This window comes from Saccharopolyspora oryzae, assembly GCF_027853915.1.
GTDB classification, from domain to species: domain Bacteria; phylum Actinomycetota; class Actinomycetes; order Mycobacteriales; family Pseudonocardiaceae; genus Saccharopolyspora; species Saccharopolyspora oryzae.
The window spans coordinates 1-2124 of sequence record NZ_JAQGLA010000181.1 but is presented as its reverse complement, the minus strand read 5'-3'; the positions used below and the strand labels follow the sequence as shown (position 1 = coordinate 2124).

3 protein-coding genes are annotated in these 2124 nt (G+C 70.5%); 2 read left to right on the top strand and 1 reads right to left on the bottom strand.

The window, feature by feature from the left end; translation table 11 throughout:
• The first annotated feature begins 98 nt into the window (after positions 1 to 98).
• Together OU415_RS38105 and OU415_RS38100 are read left to right on the top strand one after the other, a co-directional pair.
• A complete protein-coding gene (locus OU415_RS38105) occupies positions 99 to 953 on the top strand; it encodes a helix-turn-helix domain-containing protein (protein ID WP_270954669.1) in 855 nt (284 codons plus the stop codon).
• The gene (locus tag OU415_RS38100) at positions 934 to 1377 is read left to right on the top strand and encodes an acyl-CoA thioesterase (protein ID WP_270954668.1); all 444 of its coding nucleotides are present in this window, start codon (positions 934 to 936) and stop codon (positions 1375 to 1377) included. The genes OU415_RS38105 and OU415_RS38100 overlap by 20 nt, the downstream gene beginning before the upstream one ends.
• Before the next feature lie 3 nt (positions 1378 to 1380).
• Here the strand turns inward: OU415_RS38100 and OU415_RS38095 are convergent, their stop codons facing one another.
• Positions 1381 to 2019 (bottom strand): dihydrofolate reductase family protein, encoded by a 639-nt coding sequence (locus tag OU415_RS38095; RefSeq protein ID WP_270954667.1) that lies wholly within the window; start codon positions 2017 to 2019, stop codon positions 1381 to 1383.
• Positions 2020 to 2124 lie beyond the last annotated feature (105 nt).

The following is a 2124-nucleotide window of genomic DNA, read 5'->3' as shown; positions in this document are numbered from 1 at the left end:
AGACACCGGCGACCACCACCGCAGAGCCGACTCCGTCCGCGCCTGCCCCGTAGGCGCTCGGAGGTCGAGCACGGCCGGTCCCGGGTGATACTGGGCCGATGGGAGTTCCCCTGCGCACCTGGGCGGCCGCGGTCGGCACGTCTCCCGCCTCGAGCTACTGGGAGTCGGCGCCGGCCGCGAGCGTCGCCACCGCGGTCGCACGGCGCTGGCAAGGTTCCGCCGGGTGGGACCGGGCTCTGCGGATCCTCCCGGACGGCTGCGCAGATCTGGTGTGGGACGGCCGCGAACTGGCCGTCGTGCGCACCATCGACGCGCCAGAACGGCGCGCGCTACCGGCCACGGCGAAACCATCCGGCGTGCGACTGCGGTGCGGGGCAGCGGGCTCCGTGCTCGGGACAGCGCTGTCCGAGCTCGCCCCAGGAACGACGCGGCTCGTCGACCTGTGGGGCGACCGAGCCGCGCAAGCTGAAGAGCTGCTGGCCGAGTCGCCCCGTTCCGCCCAGCTACCGGTCCTCGAAGCGCTCGTCGCCGAACACCTCCGCGACAACCGGCCCAACGCTTCGGCCCTCCGCGCCGCGCACCAACTCCGGGACACAGCGGCGAAGCCCGCGGACATCGCCACCGGGCTCGGCATCAGCGAACGCGGCCTGCGGCGGCTCCTCCGGCACGAGACCGGCTTGAGCCCCAAGCAGCTCCAGCGGGTCCACCGCTTCCAGCACTTCCTCACCCGCCTGCCCGCGCTGGCGCTGGGCACCGCGTCGCTGGCCGCGGTAGCCGCCGATCTCGGCTACGCCGACCAGTCCCACCTGGGCCGGGAGTGCCTCCGCCTGTCCGGATCATCGCCTGCGGTGCTGGTCCGCAGCTGGGCGCGCCAGGACCGGCTGGCCGAAAAGTTCCAGACACCCGATCGCCGACCGGAGAAACTCGGCGAACATGACGACCGATCCCGGTGAACCCACCCCGTTCCGCCTCACCATCGCAGTCCGCAGCGACGACCTGGACGTCAACGGCCACGTCCGGGGCCCCGCCTACTTGGCCTACGGCGACCACGCCCGCTGGGCCTGCCTGGCCGCAGCCGGCGTCGACCCCGAACGACTGCGCACCCACCACGGCCTGGGTCCGGTCAACCTCGAAACCACCATCCGCTACCACCGGGAACTGCTCCCGCTGAGCGAGGTCGAGGTCACCTGCGAATTCCACTGGGGTCAAGGGAAAACCAACCGGGTGCGGCAGGAACTCCGCCAGCCGAACGGCCCCCTGGCAGCCGAAATCCGGAGCACTTCAGGACTTCTGGACCTGACGCGCCGCCGCCTGGCCGAGAACCCGGCCCACTACTGGCGCCTCGAAGCGACCGACCCCCGCCTCCTCAACCTCTGAGAATCACCGCTCCCGGTTCCAGAAGTGGTGCACCAGGCCGCTTTTCGTGGTCGTGGACTCGATCGCGAAGCGGTCCTGGACTTCCTCCAGCCCGTCCCAGATCGAGACCCCGCGGCCGAGGACGATCGGGACGGTGACCAGGTGCATGAAGTCGATGAGGTCCGCCTGCAGGAACTGCCGGACGGTGGAGGCACCGCCACCGATGCGGACGTCCTTGCCGCCGGCCAGATCCCGGGCGCGCTCGAGCGCGTCCGCGGGCGTCGCGTCGACGAAGTGAAAGCTGGTGCCGTTGTCGAAGGAGATGGATTCGCGAGCGTGGTGGGTCAGCACCACCACCGGGGTGCGGAACGGCGGTTCGTCGCCCCACCAGCCCCGCCACTCCTCGTCGGTCCACGGGCCGGTCTGCGGACCGAACTTGCCGCGGCCCATGATCTCGGCCCCGATGCCCTGGCCCCAGGTGCTGGTGAGCGCGCGATCGAGGGTGATCGGGTCGTCGACGGCGTGCACCCCCTCGATGACCCGGCCGTCGAAGTGCTGGAACAACCGCTCGGCACCCCCGATCGGCTTGTCGAGCGTGATCGTCTCCCCTGCGCTGTACCCGTCGAGGGAGACGAAGAAGTTGTGCACTCGGGTCCTGGCCACGCGCCACCTCCGGACAGTGTTGACCGACTGGACCCGAACCCTACAACCATCCGATTGCAATTTGCAATCGGTTTTACGAGCAACCCTGCCTGGTGCGATGCGGCG

Bases quoted from the DNA above. Each gene is read 5' to 3' on its own strand.
- OU415_RS38105 (WP_270954669.1), top strand. From the start codon at position 99: ATGGGAGTTCCCCTGCGCACCTGGGCGGCCGCGGTCGGCACGTCTCCC.
- OU415_RS38100 (WP_270954668.1), top strand. From the start codon at position 934: ATGACGACCGATCCCGGTGAACCCACCCCGTTCCGCCTCACCATCGCA.